The sequence below is a fragment of the Gracilibacillus timonensis genome (assembly GCF_900086715.1).
In the GTDB taxonomy this organism is placed as follows: Bacteria; Bacillota; Bacilli; order Bacillales; family Amphibacillaceae; genus Gracilibacillus; species Gracilibacillus timonensis.
This window is the reverse complement of record NZ_FLKH01000012.1, coordinates 641,673-660,053: the sequence shown is the minus strand read 5'-3', so window position 1 is coordinate 660,053 and position 18,381 is coordinate 641,673. Positions and strand designations below refer to the sequence as shown.

18 protein-coding genes and 1 pseudogene are annotated in these 18,381 nt (G+C 41.0%); 2 read left to right on the top strand and 17 right to left on the bottom strand.

Annotation, left to right across the window (positions count from 1 at the left end):
• Positions 1–2: 2 nt before the first annotated feature.
• The 8 genes and pseudogenes from BN6556_RS21730 to BN6556_RS14190 form a co-directional block, all read right to left on the bottom strand.
• Positions 3–263: pseudogene (locus BN6556_RS21730) on the bottom strand (anthranilate phosphoribosyltransferase); the annotation flags it as partial.
• Positions 264–365: 102 nt separating this feature from the next.
• Positions 366–2,084, bottom strand: coding sequence for an IS1634 family transposase (locus BN6556_RS14220; RefSeq protein ID WP_066187115.1), 1,719 nt, complete (start codon positions 2,082–2,084; stop codon positions 366–368).
• Between the two features lie 38 nt (positions 2,085–2,122).
• Positions 2,123–3,118, bottom strand: coding sequence for an anthranilate phosphoribosyltransferase (locus BN6556_RS14215; RefSeq protein ID WP_187374480.1), 996 nt, complete (start codon positions 3,116–3,118; stop codon positions 2,123–2,125).
• Positions 3,090–3,860 carry a sirohydrochlorin chelatase gene (locus BN6556_RS14210; protein WP_066192661.1) on the bottom strand — a complete coding sequence of 257 codons (771 nt, stop codon included), beginning with the start codon at positions 3,858–3,860 and terminating at the stop codon, positions 3,090–3,092. The genes BN6556_RS14215 and BN6556_RS14210 overlap by 29 nt, the downstream gene beginning before the upstream one ends.
• Positions 3,861–4,046: 186 nt before the next feature.
• Positions 4,047–4,274 (bottom strand): hypothetical protein, encoded by a 228-nt coding sequence (locus tag BN6556_RS14205; RefSeq protein ID WP_066192659.1) that lies wholly within the window; start codon positions 4,272–4,274, stop codon positions 4,047–4,049.
• 189 nt (positions 4,275–4,463) lie between these two features.
• Complete coding sequence (locus tag BN6556_RS14200; protein ID WP_066192658.1) at positions 4,464–5,432, bottom strand: 2-hydroxyacid dehydrogenase; 969 nt, start codon at positions 5,430–5,432, stop codon at positions 4,464–4,466.
• Positions 5,433–5,447: 15 nt separating this feature from the next.
• Positions 5,448–6,254: a pyruvate, water dikinase regulatory protein gene (locus BN6556_RS14195; RefSeq protein ID WP_066196402.1), complete on the bottom strand. Its 807-nt coding sequence runs from the start codon at positions 6,252–6,254 to the stop codon at positions 5,448–5,450.
• A gap of 4 nt (positions 6,255–6,258) precedes the next feature.
• The gene (locus BN6556_RS14190) at positions 6,259–6,903 is read right to left on the bottom strand and encodes a helix-turn-helix transcriptional regulator (RefSeq protein WP_078060105.1); all 645 of its coding nucleotides are present in this window, start codon (positions 6,901–6,903) and stop codon (positions 6,259–6,261) included.
• A 271-nt stretch (positions 6,904–7,174) separates the two neighbouring features.
• Here BN6556_RS14190 and BN6556_RS14185 point away from each other — a divergent pair, with 271 nt between their 5' ends.
• Entirely contained in the window at positions 7,175–8,410 is a 1,236-nt protein-coding gene (locus BN6556_RS14185) for an MFS transporter (protein ID WP_066192655.1), read from the top strand.
• A 37-nt stretch (positions 8,411–8,447) separates the two neighbouring features.
• Here the strand turns inward: BN6556_RS14185 and BN6556_RS14180 are convergent, their stop codons facing one another.
• From BN6556_RS14180 to BN6556_RS14140, 8 genes are all read right to left on the bottom strand, one after another.
• Entirely contained in the window at positions 8,448–10,157 is a 1,710-nt protein-coding gene (locus BN6556_RS14180; RefSeq protein WP_066192654.1) for an MFS transporter, read from the bottom strand.
• 99 nt (positions 10,158–10,256) lie between these two features.
• Complete coding sequence (locus BN6556_RS14175; RefSeq protein ID WP_066192653.1) at positions 10,257–11,036, bottom strand: hypothetical protein; 780 nt, start codon at positions 11,034–11,036, stop codon at positions 10,257–10,259.
• Positions 11,037–11,709: 673 nt separating this feature from the next.
• Positions 11,710–12,966 carry a cytosine deaminase gene (gene codA, locus BN6556_RS14165; protein ID WP_066192649.1) on the bottom strand — a complete coding sequence of 419 codons (1,257 nt, stop codon included), beginning with the start codon at positions 12,964–12,966 and terminating at the stop codon, positions 11,710–11,712.
• The gene (gene codB / locus BN6556_RS14160; RefSeq protein ID WP_066192647.1) at positions 12,967–14,223 is read right to left on the bottom strand and encodes a cytosine permease; all 1,257 of its coding nucleotides are present in this window, start codon (positions 14,221–14,223) and stop codon (positions 12,967–12,969) included.
• Positions 14,224–14,448: 225 nt separating this feature from the next.
• Positions 14,449–15,105 (bottom strand): ATP-binding cassette domain-containing protein, encoded by a 657-nt coding sequence (locus BN6556_RS14155; protein WP_066192645.1) that lies wholly within the window; start codon positions 15,103–15,105, stop codon positions 14,449–14,451.
• Positions 15,098–15,463, bottom strand: a complete 366-nt coding sequence (locus tag BN6556_RS14150; protein ID WP_066192643.1) for a GntR family transcriptional regulator — start codon at positions 15,461–15,463, stop codon at positions 15,098–15,100. The genes BN6556_RS14155 and BN6556_RS14150 overlap by 8 nt, the downstream gene beginning before the upstream one ends.
• A 2-nt stretch (positions 15,464–15,465) precedes the next feature.
• Positions 15,466–16,176, bottom strand: a complete 711-nt coding sequence (locus tag BN6556_RS14145) for a hypothetical protein (RefSeq protein ID WP_066192640.1) — start codon at positions 16,174–16,176, stop codon at positions 15,466–15,468.
• A 122-nt stretch (positions 16,177–16,298) separates the two neighbouring features.
• Positions 16,299–16,583: a DUF2524 family protein gene (locus BN6556_RS14140; protein ID WP_235817531.1), complete on the bottom strand. Its 285-nt coding sequence runs from the start codon at positions 16,581–16,583 to the stop codon at positions 16,299–16,301.
• Positions 16,584–16,685: 102 nt separating this feature from the next.
• On the opposite strand from BN6556_RS14140, the gene BN6556_RS14135 reads away from it, so the two are divergent.
• Positions 16,686–17,255 carry a class I SAM-dependent methyltransferase gene (locus BN6556_RS14135; RefSeq protein ID WP_066192636.1) on the top strand — a complete coding sequence of 190 codons (570 nt, stop codon included), beginning with the start codon at positions 16,686–16,688 and terminating at the stop codon, positions 17,253–17,255.
• 15 nt (positions 17,256–17,270) lie between these two features.
• On the opposite strand, the gene BN6556_RS14130 is transcribed toward BN6556_RS14135, so the two are convergent.
• Positions 17,271–18,341 (bottom strand): tetraprenyl-beta-curcumene synthase family protein, encoded by a 1,071-nt coding sequence (locus BN6556_RS14130; protein ID WP_316245328.1) that lies wholly within the window; start codon positions 18,339–18,341, stop codon positions 17,271–17,273.
• Positions 18,342–18,381 lie beyond the last annotated feature (40 nt).

Here is an 18,381-nt window from a genome sequence, read left to right as displayed (position 1 = left end):
CCTCAGTTATGCTGCTGGAGCGACTGCAATTTTCCCAACGCCCGCCCCGTATGTATTTGTTGCTTAGCAAGCTCAATTCCTTCTTCTATACTTGAGGTGATATGAAAAAGGTAATAGCGTAAACCCGCGTTTAAAAGGGTTTGATGATAGGCATAGCGATACTTCCCCGTCTGTTCCCCTTGGAAAACAGCTCGAACTCTATGTGCCTGCTCTACTGCCGATAACTTTTCCTGTTTATCAAATTCTTTACTCGCCAGCCCATAATCCTGAGTTTTACAGTAAAAACAAACAAAAACACCCCTTTATCCCTTGATGTAACTGGGATGGAGGGGTGTTGTATTTTGTCCTGTTTTCATGGGGAAAAATCACCTTTTCTTCGTCTGTGCTAAAATCTTTTTAATTTCTCCCAATCGACGATATCTGGAAGAAAAATCAATTTGAAATTGCTTGCCAACAGCCTCCAGAACATCGTCATAATAATCAAATAGATAATAATTCTGTTTAAGCTCTGTACATTCTGCTTTGCGTAAACTGTTTAATAAACGAGAGACACCATATTCTCCTTTCATCTCCATCTCCAATAACCTGGCGATCGTAAGTGATACAAAACAAGTTAGAAAATGTGCCTCAATATGTTCCTGGCTGGAAACATAAACAGGCCGGGTTTCTAAATTGCTTTTCGTGATCCGGAACGTTTCTTCAATCCGCCATAATCCTCGATACATATCAATGATGGCATCATCCGATTCGTTGTATTCGCTGGTAATCAATACATAATAGCCATCCAGTTTTTCTTGTTCCTTTATTTTCTCTATATCGAGCTGCAGTTGTTCTTTTGGTGTTAAAATTTCGCCTGTCTTTTTATCAAAGCGGATGTTTTTAATATAATTACTGGCACCTACGGAAGTGGCACGTTTATAAGCCCCTGGATTGTCGATTAAAGCTTGTGTCTTTTGAAGGATTTTTTCTCTCTCGTATTTGGCTTTTTTCGCATATTTTTCGCTCCAAAAGATGACCTGTTTTTCATGGACTTGTCTAGTAAGTTTTTTTCCATTTTTCGCTGTCACTTGAATATCTCTTGGATATAACCGGGATTTTCGTTTGTATTCCTTTCCGAGCCATTCATAGCCGTTTTCATTCGTCACATAATCTTTTAATGCCTTGTTCGCTCCACGTACGGACATACTGAATACATAGCCGTCTTTGGCAGAGAGCGTATACCAGATGTTATCTCCTGTGGTCATTCCTTTGTCAGCTACGACAACAGCACGCTTGATTCCATAATCTAATTTCATTTTTTTGAGGTTTGGACGATAGGTCATACAATCATTCGTATTTCCAGGGAATAACTGATAGGTGATGGGAATGCCTTGATTATCCATAAACAGCCCCATTTGGACAATTGGATTGGGGCGATGCTCCTTCGATACCCCTTTCCGGCGCATATCATCTTCTTTGATAGTCTCTGTTTCAAAATAATAATTGGTGACGTCATAAAAAACACGGGAGGTATCTCGTCCATAATTTTCTGTTACTTGGTCATGCAGCCACGAAAGGAAGTCGTCTTTTTTCTCGTTATAGAAGCTAAGTGCACGGTAGACATCGGCAAGCTTAAAAGTTGTTCTTTCAAAAAAGAGCGATTGATTTTCAAACGATTGATATTTCGATCCGGGATACAAGAGACGTGTAAAAATCAATAACTTAAAAATAATATTGGCATCAAAATCAAATTTCCGGCGATGCGAACGATTTTTCCAAAAAGTATCCAGCTTCAGCCGGTGATAAATCTGACTGAGTATCACATGCCCGAAATTTTTTCGGTATGCTTTTCCTTTTTCCATTTTTTCATCAACAGACAGTTCCAATCGGATGGGTTCTTTCTTTTCGTTTTTCGCTCTTTTTAATTCCTCTACACGTGCTTTAAAGTGAGCGATGGGATCATCATATTTTTTCTCCGCTTCATCCAGATAACCTAAGCTTTCCACGGTTACCTGTCTGGCATGTTTTTTCGCTTTATCGTAATAAGAATCGACAATACTTAAATGAATTCGTCCATTCTTTGTTTTTGTCTTTTTTAAATACATGATATCACCTGCTTTATCCCTTATTATATCATATATCGTTATATTACGCTATCAAAATATAACTTAAAATAAATAAAAAAATAAGCTCGTATCATTGATAGAGCAACTGGTTTCAGTGTTAATATAGGTGAGGTAACTGTAAAACAACGGCGATACTTCCCCGTCTGTTCCCCTTGGAAAACAGCTCGAACTCTATGTGCCTGCTCTACTGCCGATAACTTTTCCTGTTTATCAAATTCTTTACTCGCCAGCCCATAATCTTCTGGTCTGACGATAAACGAGTCCAGTCCCTCTGGTGTCCAATCAAAGACGAAGCTATTGCGGTGCACTGGGACATCTTCTGAACCTTCCAAGCCTTGAACTACATAAACATGTTGATAATCAAGCTGCTTGAAGACCTCCGATAATTTATTAATAGCCGTCCGATGAAAGGCACCCAGCATCACATTTTTCGCCTGGCTAATGTTGACTAGTTTTTCTACGGTGTTAAATAGGGTCCGCACCCCGATCTCTTCTCTTATGGGACGAACGCGAGCAAGAGCCGGACAATATTGTTCGGTGTCGGCAAACCCAAACTGATCATGCTCGACCATGGCGGTCAGCTCTTGCTTAGTTGCCTCCGTTGATATCAACAATTCCTGCATAATCGCTTTTAATGAAGTACCATATTTAGGAGGCAGCGTGTCACTAGCAGAGAGAAAAACAGGTACACCATGTTCCGCTAACAAAAGCGATACAGGAATAGTGGCCGCAAAGGAATTCCGACCATTATACGGTCCTGCAAAATCAATGGCTTGGGCTTGCCGATCGGCGCTTAAGTCCAGATGGTCGGCATGATCGGATAACGTATGAATAAATGCCAATAATTCTTCTGCCGATTCCATCTTGATGCGTTCTGCCACCAAATAAGCGGCGGTTTGTGCCGATGTTGCTTGTCCAGACAGCAAGGTTTCGGCTACTTCCACTGTTTCCTGATAAGTTAAATCCTTGGAGCCCTTTTTTCCTCTAGCTACTTCCTTCAGCCATTTCTGCACGGTCAGCCGCTCCCTCCATTGCTTCTTTGGTTCGATCAACTAACACATCAACCACATTAGGGTGATGCCCTAGATAATCGGTTCGCAGCACTTGTTGATCGTTCCCCAAATTCAAGGAAGCAATATATTCCTTGATGCCACGATCTAACAGCCCGGTAAATAATAAATAAGGAATAACAATCACGGAACTGGATTGATTTACCTTGGCTTGTAACAGTTGTTCAAATTTAGGTTTTGCAGCCGCTAGAAAACAGACCTCCAGCGAGGAATTCGGATATCGTTCTTGTAGCATGTTTGCCAATTGGTCCATATCGGTTAATATATCCGGATCACTGCTGCCTCTTCCCACCAACAACATTTCGAAATGTTCCAAATTTTGAAGTGGTAGTTCATCAATGCGTTCTGCCAATACATCTACCATCCTGTCATCCACTTCAATCGCCTTTCCATAAACAAACTCTACTTCGGGATACTTATGGTGTTCTTGTTCGATCAGTTTGGGAATATCTCGTTTAGCATGTCCTGCAGTGAGTAATAAAATGGGCATCACAACAATTTTTGTGGCCCCTTGTTCTACAACTTTTGCAACGGCGTCTGATATATTTGGTTCCTGTAGTTCTAAAAAGCAACCCTTTTGAATCGGTGCATCGACTTGATCCTTTACTCGTCTAAGCAATTGCATTGATTCGTGTTTGGCTTGTTCTACTCTACTCCCATGACATATATATATAACGGCTTCCACGCTAACAGCCCCTCTATCTATTTTATTTATTTACATTCTAATTTTATCATATCTGCTGAGAAGCTAAAAGGAGAACAGAGAGGCTGGCAGCATATTGCCAGGCAATGGAGATGTGCGCGCAGGGTGATTCATTGTCCAAAGCACTAACCATCAGTAAAGCAAAGCTCCACTGATGGCAGCCGTACTTTACAACGGCAAGGCTGGGGAGGCGATCGTATTCCACCAAACCAATAAACTAATCAGGATACCAATAAATACGATCAGACTTTTTATCGCGTATGGAAGCTGGTATGGTATGAGCTTCAGAATAAGTCCTAATACAATTACTGTAACAAAAATATAAATGACTGCATATAAAAGCATGCCCAGAAAATTATCTACTGGCATTTTCATCGATTCGACTAAGATACTCACAACTACACCTCATTAAACATGAACTATTTTCTTCTACTATGATACAATATTTTGCCGAATATGAAAGTATTTTTTTATAATGTAACCTTTTTGTTAAGAAAAATGTCGTGTATTGGGTGTTAAAACATCCTTATTACTTGTAAGAAAATACACAAAGGAAATCTTCCCTTTGTGCATTTTTTGCTATTCCTATCGTAGTTCCTTAATCAACGCCTCTGGCTGCTCACCGCGCAGTCCTGTCAGCAAGTTTTCAGCTGCATACTTTTTCATTGCTTCCCGTGTTTCGGCAGTCGCTGAGCCTATGTGCGGCAGGGTAACGACTTGATTCATCTGTAAAAAAGGATGACTAGGATCGATTGGCTCCTGCACAAATACATCTAAACCTGCCCCGGCAATCTGCTTGTCTTCCAATGCCTCGATTAAAGCCTGTTCATCTACTACGGCACCTCTAGAGGCGTTAATAAAAAAGCAGCTGTCTTTCATCTTGGCAAATGCTTCTTTTCCTATTAGCTGATAAGTAGCTGTTGTAAGAGGCGTCATTAGCAAAATAAAATCAGAGCTTTCCAGTAAACGATCCAATTCTTCATAAGTAACCTGTAATTCTTGTTCTGCCGTTTCATGACGGGAACGATTATAGTAAGATACATCCATCTCAAAACCAAAGCGGGCACGGCGAGCTACTTTTTCCCCTATTCGTCCCATTCCGATAATGCCCAATTTCTTATGGTGTACATTATGACCGAATTCAGGGAGATCTATTGCCTTCTGCCATCTGCCTTGTTTAACGTATTGATCTAACTCTGGTATTCGCCGTGCAGTGCCCAGAATCAGTCCAAAAATCAAATCAGCGACGGTTTCATCTAATACATATGGCGTATGGGTAGCCTGTATTCCCGCCTGTTGTATCGCTTCTGTATCAAAATTATCATAACCAACGGCAATATTACTGACCACCTCTAATTTGCTGGCTGCTTGTAACAACTCGGTGTCAATCTTATCCTTGGAAGTCAATAATCCGTGGTATGCATGGATCTCCTTCAGTAGCTGTTCTCTTGGCATTTGTTCAGAGCTCCCCCACTCTGTTACGTCGACCTCCGCTTCCAATAATTCTTTTACGGATGACGGTATAGTTTCCGTTACTAATACGCTTTTTCTCATTGTCTACCTCCTCGTTTATCTTTCTGACAACATCTTCATAATCAATCCTGCTGTTTCTTCGATGGATTTATCGGATACGTTAATCACCGGACAACCTAACTTGTCCATCAAGTTATCGGCTGTTTCCATCTCCCGTTCAATTTGATCCATGGAGGCATACTTGGATTGAGCAGGCAAACCTAAAGTCTTTAACCGCTCCGTCCTGATTTTCAACAGTTGGGCTGGGTCAATCGTCAGTCCCACCACCATTCTATCTACATCAGCAAACAGCTCTTCCGGTGCTTCCATATCAGGCAAAATAGGCAAATTCGCCGTTTTAATACCTTTATGAGCTAAAAATATACTTAAGGGTGTTTTCGAAGTGCGTGACACCCCGATTAAGGCAACATCAGCCATCAGGAGACCTTTCACATCTTTTCCATCGTCATATTTAACGGCAAATTCCACTGCTTCAATCCGTTTAAAATATTCTTCATCTAAGACCTGTCGCTGACCGGGATCTGGCTTTGGATTACCATCAAAGGTATCAATATATGCCTGCATCATCGGTCCCATCACATCTACGGCCCGAATATCAGCTTGAATCGCTTCTTGTTGCATTTTCGCCCTCAATTCAGGCTGAACCAAGGTATACGCTATAAAACCTTTTTTGCTTTTTACCTCTTTCATAATATCCTCTATTTCTGTTTCTGTCTGAATATGGCTTTGTCGTTTCACTTGTACATTGTTATTAGCAAATTGTCTGATGGTTGCTCTCACCACTGCTTCTGCCGTCTCTCCCACGGCATCGGAACATACAAATACGTAGGACTGTTCTGCCATCACTCTACACTCCCCTTGTGTGTAAGCTATCAAATGGATGATCAATCAATGCTTTCACGATATTGGTTTTGGTGATTCGGCCAATCACTTTGTCTTTGTTTTCTTGATTCTTAACGACCGGTAAGCTGTCCACTTCATACAACACCATCATACTGGCAGCCTCGTAAACGCTTTTATCTGATGCAATGGTATATACCTTTGGCTGTCTGGTCATCACCAAATGTACCGGCATTGATACAGCTTCTGGATTTCCCAAAGTTACCTTTAATAAATCCTTGCGCGAGACAATTCCTTCTAAATAATGATGTTCATCGACCACAATCAGTGTTCCCACATCCTCCATAAAAAGAGATATCACAGCATCCTTGACGGTGGTTGTCCGCTGAATGGTAACAGGTACTCCTTGAACATCTTTTATTTGTGTTTGCTTCCAAATGTTCTGTTGACTGGGCTCCTTCTGTTCCTTCGCTAAAAAATAACCTACTTTCGGCTTAGCTTCAATATGTCCCGTCATGACTAACACAGCTAGATCAGATCGCAATGTCCCTTTACTTACGCCCAGCATTTCTGCAATTTGTTCCGCCGTAATCGGTTCATGTTTTGCTAAAATATGCATAATTTCTTTTTGTCGCTTGGTAAAATCAATCATTATCTTCCTCCTGATTCTATGCAAAACAAACACATGTCTAATAAATATCATAACATATTTTTGATGAGTAGCGAAAAATCTATCGGCTAATGTTGTTTCCTTCTATCAATAAGAGAAAACCGGCACTCAAAGAAGTCAAAATTGTTCCACATCTGATCATACCAAGACTGCTTTCTTATCCTATAAGGAAATAATATTCGCAAAAAAAGCATAGGTAACCCATCATTTTTATGATATGATAGACGGAATGGAAAATCAAAGGAGTTCAGTCATGATCAAGCAGAAAGAAAAAACGAACTACATATTATTGCTATTTGTTATTTTTGGGGGATTTTTCATTTTTGGCATTTCCGAGAATATTAAGGGGCCGGCCTTGCCAGAGATGCAAACAGAATTAACCATAACAGATGGGACATTAGGAATCTTATTAGCGATTAATTCCTTTGGCTTTTTTCTCGCCTGTACCTATACGTCGTGGTTAATCGCAAAAATCGGAGCAAAGACGACTAATATTCTCACCTTTATCTTGATGGCGTTCTCCGGCGTTTTTATTTATTTCTCTAATAATTTTACCTCTTTAGTGATCGCTTACTTTTTATTATACATAGGAAATGGCATGCTTGAAATCGGTTTAGCCATTATTGCGGCCCGGCTTTTTACAAAAAATACGGGAACCATGCTTAACCTATCTCACTTCTTTTACGGGGTTGGTTCTACAGTAGCACCGATTGCTGCTGCCTACGTGATGGGCTGGGAGATATCGTCTACCGTGTTTGGCTGGCGTGGTATGTATTTAGTGATGATGAGTTTGTCACTCTTGCCTATTATCCCGGTGTTATGGAGCAAATTCCCTAAGGAACAGGAGGCAACAGAATCCGGGGAACCAGCTTCTTTTAAAAAGCTAACTAAAGACCCAATAGCTTGGCTGATTGTTTTTGCCTTAACAATGGGTGTGACCGCTGAATTAGGAATCGCCGCTTGGCTGGTGAATTATTTGGTTAGGGTAAATGAATGGTCGATTGGTGATGCTTCTGGCTTATTATCTCTGTTCTTTTTTACGTTTATGATGGCACGATTGTTGTTTGGACCGTTAACAGATCGGATTGGTTATGCGATCTCGATTGTTATTTTCTCTACATTCGCAGGTTTACTTAGTCTATTGCCACTTTTTATTGGTGATCAGATTGCTTTCTTATTTGCGATTGCTGGTTTAGGGATTGGCCCGATTTATCCTACAATGATGGCACTAGTCACCAAACAATATCGGGCAGGAACCGATGCTGCGATCACCTTCGTCGTAGTATTGATTGGGATTGGCGGGGTTCTGACAAACCTATTAATTGGTTATATTATTGAATTTGTCACCAGTCTATCCTTTGGCTCTTCATGGGAGGCAAGCAGACAAATCGGTATGCAAGCAGGCTATTTCTTTATCGGGCTCACCGCCATTCTCTGTGCCGTGAGCACGTTAGAAATTTATCGCAGACAGAAAAAAGGCATCGAGTAATCCTCGTGCCTTTTTCTTATCAACCAAATTGCTTATTTTATTCCGTTAATCCCTCTATTTCCATCGTCTCAATCGTTGCCGTTCCGTTATCAAGCACTTGCGCCTCTGCTTGGATTCCATCACCCTGCTGTAAGAAAATCGCTAATGGTACCTTGCTGGCGTTGACAGTATAAATCGTTGTATCGTCTTCGATTAAAAATTGTACAATCTGTCCTTGCTCGGTGGAATGAACCAACACACGGTTTATTGTGCCTGTCACTTCCTCTGTCTGTGTTTCACCTGTTGCCCCAGTGTTACCTGGATCTTGTAATAAGGCCATGCGATAGGCATCCAGTGTTTCATTAGCCGTATCGCCAAACACGACGAAATCCGAATCATTGGCTTTAATATAGGCATATTGCTTGTGTAAACCATTCGGATCTAATACATTCACGACCCACGTTGGATTCCCATCAATATTATACAAAACAGGCATATAGCCTTCCCATTTTTTCTCAGGAAATTCCTTGTTAACAATCTGTTTGGCCCCTTCACTGTCCATAATACCGTTATTCTTTTCTCCGCCATAATAGGTTAATTCACCGGTACGAGCATTGATTAACGTATAACCTAACGCCGAATCAATATTTTCCTTTGGTGACGTCATGTCGGTAAAATAATACATGTCTCCATTTTCATCAAACATCGGAGTAACACCAGATTCGGATCCGGACTGATTAGGAATCTTCACATCTCGCTTGCCAAACACACTATTTAACCAGCCATGTACGTATTTTCCGTAATAATCATTGGTTAAAGTAGCCATCTCGGAACTGACCGATCCCTCGATAAATGCTGGTGCCTCGTCTGTATCAAAGGATTGCATATCCCCAGTATCGGGATCAATGACCACCACTTTTAACTGATCCAAGTTCGGCTTATTGGTAATGTGCATCGGCTTATAAATGGTTTGCACATACCAAGGCTTGCCGTTATCGTCTACTTCAATCTGTGCCTCACCACTTTGAATATAATTAGGGTATTGATTGTAGATGACCCGCTTAACATATTTATGAAAATAGCTAGAATTAGTATAATTCATGGCATCTTCATGAAAATCAGGTTGGGCATTTACATTCGTAGCCGAAATCGTAAAATAACCAGGTGTTTCTTGACCTCTTAAAAACTTCCAAAAATCAGCAAACTCTACCGGTGCGACATACACAATCTCGTCGTCTACCTTTTGCACTTGCAGCTTACCAAGGTCATAAAATTGCGGGTTCGGTACCACACTCATCGCCTTCTGAATCTTATTCCGGGCAAACTCTGGTGCAACCGTGATAGGCGTTTCATCCTTGGTCAACGGCTCTGCCTCTTCTTCTTCACTCACGGAAATGGTCTGCTGGGCATTATCCAATGTGACAAAGCTAGTAATAACTACCGCAATAATAGCGATAATCGCCAAAGAAAATATGCCAACTAATGGCCGTAATACCTTCTTCTCTACTAATTTATTAGGCTGTAATACAAATAAATAGAGTGGAATTAGGATAACCGCCACAATTACATTAATGGTTAACATATTGGGAACCGTAATGGTTGGCATGGCAAAATAATTAATAATGGCCATGATAATAAATCCAAAAATAAATATTCCTAAAGCAAATTTGAATACTTTTTTGGTCGGAAATGATGTCACCACAGTTGTAACGATCACACCTAATACATACAAGATTAAACTCATTAATGACGTTAATAGAACTCCCATTTTTTCTTCCTCCTTACTTACTCTCCTATTGTTTACGATTGAACAAGCAAAAAGGATTCATTTTGCATGCTACAATTTTTTACTGGAACCGACGTCCCCTTATTCCAATGACCAAGCGGTGAGTGCTAAAAACACCATGATTACTAGGGCATAACTGATGAAATAACCCCAAAATTGGCGGTGTAAGTATTGGTGAATCAATTGAATCGTCCGCTCCGATTGAAAGACCTGTAATTCACTGATCATTTTTTTAGAACGTCGATTCTGCATAAGATATTGAATGGTTTCCACTCCCAAGCGGAAGACCATATAGAAAAAGAGTACGATACCGCCATCATTAAGCTGCTCCCAAGGCCCGCCGATATTGGGGAGTCCATCTGGCCGTGTTTCCACCGCCGTAATTACTAGCACAAAAGGGGTGAGAAATAATATGAAGAAAAGCATCCAATTAATCAATCGTAACACACGGTGAAAAAAGTTGGGCGCCATTTCCAAACTTACGGCACCAAGCATTTTTGTCATTCTGGCATAATCGACTATTTTCCGGCTTTCTTCTACAGATTCACTAACATGACAGGACCAGTCTTCGGTATAGATATAGAATCGAGAGGTATAATGAAACTGAATATCATGTCGTTTCCATAACGGCTGGTTTGGTAACAGCTGCCGTACGTCTTCTACCTCCTGAAAGCCTTGATAAAATAATTGACCAGTCGTAATCAATTCCTCGCTTTCTTCTTGCAAATTTTTATTTTGCGTTGCAAAAAAACGATCCCGTCGATATGTTCGCGGCCCGCGATAACCCCAGATAAGAGCCATGATATAGGTAGCCCAGATGGTAAGCTCTGTCGCTAACGGCATCACTCCGTCAAAAAACATTCCTGCTCCCCCTTCGTTAAACTGCTGATTGAATAAAATGTTGCTCAATTGCATTTGTTATGAAAGTGACTAGCTGCCAGCGTCTACCCCTTATAGAGTACGATAACATTTCTTACGGACAGTATTTCGCGATTCAGCAGTTTTTTGTCCGTTAGATTCATTCTTACGGACAGTATTTTGCAATTCAGCGGTTTTTTGTCCGTTAGATTCATTCTTATGGACAGTATTTCGCGATTCGGCGGTTTTTTGTCCGTTAGATTCATTCTTACGGACAGTATTTTGCAATTCAGCGGTTTTTTGTCCGTTAGATTCATTCTTATGGACAGTATTTTGCAATTCAGCGGTTTTTGTCCGTTAGATTCATTCTTACGGACAGTATTTCGCGATTCAGCAGTTTTTTGTCCGTTAGATTCATTCTTACGGACAGTATTTTTCAATTCAGCGGTTTTTTGTCCGTTAGATTCATTCTTACGGACAGTATTTTGCAATTCAGCGTTTTTTTGTCCGTTAGATTCATTCTTACGGACAGTATTTCGTAATCCGCTGGTTTTTTGTCCGTTAGAAGAACAGCCAAACTCTCTCTGCGTCTCTGAACAAAGTAAAACTAACAACCGATGAAACAAGAGAAAACCGTATCCATCTCAACAAGGGATACGGTTTTCTCGAACAGCTGTTATCTCTCAAAGTTAATCAGCTCTGTCTCCTCCATAAAAAGAGAAGCTTCTTTTGGCTTGGTTTCGGCAATCTTCACGCCATTACGATAAGAGGCAAGCACTTCTGCCTGTTTGCGAATCGCGTCATAAACATTGGTAGCATTAAGAATAATAAAATTGGCTGGTTTACCTGGCTCTATGCCATATTGGTCTTGGATATCCATGGTAACAGCGCTATTCTCTGTTATATAGTCAAACGATTGAATTATTTGTTGATACCCCATCAAGTGGGTCACATGGATCCCCATATGTAACACCTGCAACATATTACCGGTACCCAGTGGATACCAAGGATCGAAGATATCATCATGACCAAAGCTGACATTCAAACCGGCTTCGGTCAATTCCTTTACCCTTGTTACACCCCGTCGTTTTGGATAATCATCAAACCGCCCTTGCAAATGAATATTTACAAGCGGATTGGCAATAAAGTTGATTTGAGCCATCCCTAATAATTTCATCAATTTAGAGACATAGGCACCATTATAAGAGTGCATCGCTGTCGTATGACTGGCAGTTACCTTACTTCCCATATTCCGTTTATGGGCTTCTGCTGCAACCACTTCGACAAAACGAGACTGTTCATCATCGATCTCATCACAGTGAATGTCGACCAAGCGCTGATACTTCTCGGCTAAGTCAAAAGCGAGTTTCATCGATTCTACCCCATACTCACGCGTGAATTCAAAATGAGGGATTCCGCCAACCACATCTGCCCCCAGTTTCAAAGCCTCTTCAACCAATTCTGTCCCGTTCGGATAAGACAGGTAACCTTCTTGCGGAAAGGCAACCAACTGCAGGTCCACGTAATTCTTCATCTCTTCCTTTACCTCTAACAAGGCCTTCATTGCTGTAAGCGATGGATCACAAACATCAACATGAGTACGCACATGCTGAATGCCTTGAGCGATTTGCCATTTCAACGCCTTCGTTGCTCGTTGTTTGACATCCTCTATCGTTAAAGTCTTCTTACGCTCTGCCCAGGTAGATATCCCTTCAAAAAGGGTCCCACTTTCATTCCATTTCGGTTCGCCTGCCGTGAGCGTCGTATCCAAATGGACATGCGGTTCGATAAACGGAGCACTGACTAGCTTACCATTCAGATTAACCGCCCCTTCTACCTCGGTCGCTTCCACTATTTTTGTAAATCGACCATCCTCTACATGAATATTCCATAATCCCTCTTGTTTTGGTAAAGTCGCATTCATCAATATCATTTAAGATACCCCTTTTCCTATTTCCGTTTGCTTGTCTGTTTCTCCTAACTTATCGGCAGCTAGACGCAATCCTACATAAATGATAACCGCGCCAACAATACCATTCAATGGAGGTATACCTGGTAAGAACTGAGCCGAGGCAAAACCACCAACCCAAGCAATAACCGCCGGCCAACTGATCGTTTGAAACGTCATTTTATGAAAATCAGGATATTTCCTTTTACGAAGAATAAAGAAATCAGCTAATAGAATGGCCCCGATTGGCGGTAAGGCAGCCCCCAATAAGTTCAACCAGCCAACAAAATTATTGTACAGCCACATCGCAAAAATCGTACCAACAATTCCATTGAAAATAACCATTTTGCTTTTTTTAATCTTGGTAATATTGGAAAATCCTAATCCAGACGCGTAAAGGGCATTATCATTGGTCGTCCAAATGTTCAGCCCTAAGACAATCACGGCTGGCACAATTAAGCCTTGCACAAACATGACCTCTGAGATATCACCTAATCCAGTGGAAATAGATCCCACTGCCCCAAAAAGAAACATCAATGAATTTCCGATGAAAAAGGCAATTAGCGTCGTCCACACGGCCGTTTTTTTACGATTGGCAAAGCGAGTAAAGTCAGGTGTCAATGTCCCACCACTGGCAAAAGAACCTACACAAATCGTTAATGCTGCTGCTAGACTTAAGGTAGTTTCCGGCTGATAGTCGAACAAGGCAGAGATACCACCTAAATCGCTAATAGCAATACCAACAGACATACTTCCTAACACGGCAATAGCTGGAACAGCGACAAAGCTTAAGATCGCCAGCGCCTTCATGCCAAAAAAGGCAGAAGCCGTCATCACTACCCCAGAAATAAGCACAAGCGGCAACATATCTATCCCGGTAACCTTGTTAACCGGTACGGCAAACATGGCCAAACCAACACCAAACCAGCCTACTTGCGTTCCCCCTAATAAAAAAGAAACCAAGTAAGAACCCTTTTCGCCAAAGGCATAACGGGCCAATAAGTGTGTCGATAATCCTGTTTTAGCAGCCATATAGGCAAGTCCAGCTGTATAGCCACCAAGAATCAAATTACCAAGTAATACCATCCAAATAAACTGGGACATCGTCAATCCTAAACCTAATTCTCCACCCGACAACATACTTGCCGAGAAAAAGGTAAAACCCAACATGACAACAAACATTCGCCAAAATCCTTGCCTGTGTGCTGCTGGTACAGGCTGCAGTGAAAATTCTTTATCCATTTTTTATCCTCCTTGTCAGCTACTGGTACCAACGTCAGGCAGGATTTTTTATCATAAAAAAAGCTTCCTGCCCAACCGACAAGAAGCCTTCGATCAATAGACAGCACCTATCGTCTATTGTATCACACGTTGTCCTTGTCAGCCTCGCGGGACTGAATTAAAGGTACCAATATCAAATTAAAAATATTATCTCAATCAAGTCGGTTTTTGTCAATATCAATTTAATCAGGCATACATCTGTTTCAGCCATTCTTGCACCGACGTCTCTTCACGGATATTTTCTACTGCTTGTTGGGCAATAACTTTCCCTTGCTTCATGACCACTACTTCATCCAGAATAGCCTCTACTTCCAATAATTCATGTGTCGTAATTAACAAGCTTTGCTTCTCCAGATCAATAAATCGAATCAGTCCTTGCACGATTTTTTCTTTCACCATTGGATCCAGTCCTGCCAGAGGCTCATCCAACATAAATAACGGACAATTCCTGGCGAGGGTTACGGCCAATTTCACGCGCGCCGTTTGACCTTTTGACAGATAGGCCATCTTCTCCTGTCGTGGTATCGAGAAAAAATCGATGAGTTCTTCTGCTTTCTCGCGATGAAAATCAGCGAATTGCGACTGATAAAAATCCACTAGCTGTGTTACCGTAAAATAGTCATAAAAATAATCTTGATCAGAACTGAAGGAGAGTATTTCACTTCGGTCAGCCGGCAGATTTATTTCTCCTTTATCCGAACGCAATACTCCGGCGATCATTTCTAATATCGTTGTTTTTCCGCTGCCATTTTCACCTATTATTCCAATGATCTTGCCCGTTTCGATTTGAAAAGTGGCATCGGTTACTCGTCGCTTTTTTTGTAAATGTTGGATATTAATCATATTTCTCCTCCTGTTTAAGCCGGTCGATAATTTCCTGTTTATCAAATCCCAATGCCGCCATATCCTCAATAAAAGAGGTAACATATTGCTCTTTTAATTGTTCGCGAACAGCGGCGATATGTTTGCGATCTTCCGTTACAAACGTGCCTTGCCCTCGTTTGGTAACCGTGATCCCCCGTCCTTCTAGTTCACGATAGACACGCTGAATCGTATTGGGATTTACACCTGTTTCTAGCGCAAGCTCACGCACTGCTGGCAGCTTTTCCCCAGGTTGACGTTCCTCGCTGACAACCTCTTGAATGATTTGGTCGACAACTTGCAAATAGATGGGTTTATCCCGTTGAAATTGTGGTGGCATCCTTACACCTCTACCTTGCGTCTTAACACGATGACACTTACTTGGTAGATAAGAAAGTTTAAGCAGATGAACAAAAACACAGCAAGCAGAGAAATTTGTCCATCACCAAACAATGCATGCACCTCTGTAACATCAATCGTTAGAACCAACCAATTGCTCACTATTTCCATCAACCACTGCATTGCTTTTATAGCTCCTATAAAAAGGACGAAAAAAAGCAGGATATTTAGTAAAGTGAACAGGTTCTTTCTCCACCACTGATAGAGCACCCATGCCAGTAATATGAATACAGCACCCGCTAAAGAAACCGCCAATAAGTATATACCAACCATTCCTACTACCGAAAAAGTGTGAGATAGCGACTCATCCAAATGATTAGTGAAGAATAAAACAATTCCCATCAATCCAATACAAATATAGTACAACATGTAAAGCAGTAAACCATGCCCGAATTTAATCAAAACTTGTTTAGACAAATGTTTTTTCACAAATAAAAAAGAAGCAAGTTGATGCCTTTCCATATTTAAACTAAAAAGCACTACGACTGGTATGATCACAAAACTAAAGGGTGACATATCAACTAACGTCATCCAATCCCAGTTACCCTGAGAAAGCAGGCTGGTCCACATAAGAAGAACCGCTAAACCAAACAATATGTGAAAACCACGCATCATTCTGATTTCCTTTTTCCATAAACCTTGATATACAGACAAATCATCACCTCTTTGTATTAGTGTACTAATCAAATAGTACACTAATACAAAGAAAATGTCTACCCCCACAACTAATATGCAGTGAGGAAAAATCTCCTCACTGCATAACGTTTTACTTTATTTTATTGATAACGTTCCACATCGGTTTGATCTAAAATCAAATCATTGAGCTTTTCATTTACGATGAATTGGAATCGCTGAAGTTGCTCTCGCTGTTGTGGGTTAGCGCTTTGCAAGACACGCTCAATTCTTTGGGCCAACGCCTCCAGCTCCACATGGGCACTCGTATATTCTTCATCCATGATAAAATTATTTCTATTAGACAGCTCTAATTGTTCTTCCGCCTGCTGCACCAACTGCTGGCCTTCTTCCAGCAAGCGATCAATGGAATCCCTTGTTGCCATCATGATCACCTCTGTTATAGTGTGAGGAATTCAGAAAAAATCATACACTTTTCGAGATTGATTTGTTAAACTAAGCAGGAGTAAATAGAGAGAGGAGTATCCTTGTTGCAATCTGTTATCCAATTTTCCCATCAATTATTAGCAGACACTCTAAAACCCGGAGATCTTGCCATTGATGCTACCTGCGGGAATGGTCATGACACCTTAAAATTAGCCCAATTTGTCGGAGAAAAAGGAAAGGTTTATGCCTTTGATATTCAGGAGCAGGCGATTGAAAACACGCGTTCATTAGTCTCAAACGCAAATATGAAACAAGTCGAGATCATCCATGACGGGCATCAGCATATCGAACAATATCTCGATCAACAACCGATTGCTGGGGCAATTTTTAACCTCGGTTATCTGCCAAAAGCCGATCATTCCATCACCACTTTGCCGAAAACCACGATCAGCGCCGTTGATACCATCTTATCTGTTTTAAAGCAAAATGGACGTGTTGTACTGGTTATTTATCACGGACACCCCGGTGGAGCAGACGAGCGAGATCAATTGCTTTCGTACTGCCAACAACTGGATCAAAAAAATTACCAAGTGTTGCAATATCAATTTATTAACCAGCGAAATCACCCGCCTTTTATTCTTGCGATTGAAAAAACAAGCACCAGCGCTTCTTAACACGCTGATGCTTGTTTACCCTTTACCCGCTAAACGATTGTACACCCGAATATTCCAGTGAAAGAACGACGATTTACGCCCGCTTGCCTGGATTAATCGTTTGACTAAGGCTTGATACTGACTCATTTTTTTCACTTTTGGATCGGCCAAATAAAGTCCAACCAGTCCTTGCTGTACCATCTCATGAAAGGTAGAGTCAGGTAATTCCTGCATCATCTGGTTGGTTTGTTCAACAAAATAGATCAATCGCTCCTCTAATTCTTGCTCATTGGCATAGTAGTTACAGAAATTGAGGTCACCTTCTTCTTGATCTTCTTGTTGATCAATAAAATAATCGAGCATAATATGTAAACCTTGTAAAAATGGGAAATAGCTCGAAAAAATACGCTCAGATAATTCTTTCGTTAACTCATTAGTCAATCCATATGCCACCATACAAAAAATACCTAATGTCGAACCTGTACAGGCTGAGAATTCATACCAAGTCAACATGGGCCATTTTTCTTGATACTCTCCAAACCATTTTTCCAAACGTGGAATTCGCTCACTATGCGTGACATGTTTGTGTACCTGTAAGTCACTATACATCCCTTCCAATTCTAGTACATGGTGTTGAAACAAGCGGTAATTAGGGATATAACGTACAACAGCTTGACAGGTTAACACCAAATCCTTCAGATAATCTGCATCCTCCTGCTCCATTCGATAGTGGTAATAGTTCTGTACCTTGTTATCTGGAGAAAGTGCGTCTTCCATGGATTGATGCAACATACGAAAATCAGTAGGATCCAAGGAGGTACTGCGGTCACACAGATTGTCCAAATAATCACTGATCGTTTGATAGGCGACAATAAACCGAATCGCTTCCTGCCAATATTCGCCCGCTAGCATACTATAAACACTGCCGCCCTGGCAATGAAATTTCTTATCACGAATGCTCGCTAATGCTTGCGTGCGTAATTCTGGGTCAGGTATCTGACTTGCTCTTTCTTTCCAGTAAGCCAATTGATTATTTACTTCAGGAAAAACTTTTCGATAAACATTTTTCATTAATAAAGTAGCGCTTGCTGGGACTTTAACGGACACTTTGTTTCCCTCACTTTTTGCATAATTACACGCTTAAATA